This is a genomic window from Flavobacterium ardleyense, from assembly GCF_042686085.1.
Taxonomy (GTDB): domain Bacteria; phylum Bacteroidota; class Bacteroidia; order Flavobacteriales; family Flavobacteriaceae; genus Flavobacterium; species Flavobacterium ardleyense.
Genome location: NZ_JBHUOL010000003.1, coordinates 1 through 282 on the forward strand (window position 1 = coordinate 1; position 282 = coordinate 282).

Genomic DNA, 282 nt, shown 5'->3' on the forward strand with positions numbered 1-282 from the left:
TTGTGCCAACGTCCCGTGGTTTTTAATGTTGCCCCTTGTGGACAAATGTAGGTATCGGTTTGTTTATCGTATTTAAATTTAGCAACCAAATAAGCAGGCTGTATACCGTTCTCATTGCTTTTTCTTGGATCAGGATGCGCTACAATAGTTACAATGTTATTGTCTTTACAGTGGGTAATTTCACGACCGTTGTGATAGCCTTTATCTACCAAAACCGTGCACGTTTCTATTGCTAGGTTTTCTTTCGCTTCCAATGCAATAGCTGTTAAAGCATTGCGGTCA

General features: G+C 40.1%; 1 pseudogene. It reads right to left on the reverse strand.

Going from position 1 to position 282, the window contains the following annotated elements:
* Positions 1–282 (reverse strand): annotated as a pseudogene (locus ACFSX9_RS00570) (IS1182 family transposase); the annotation flags it as partial.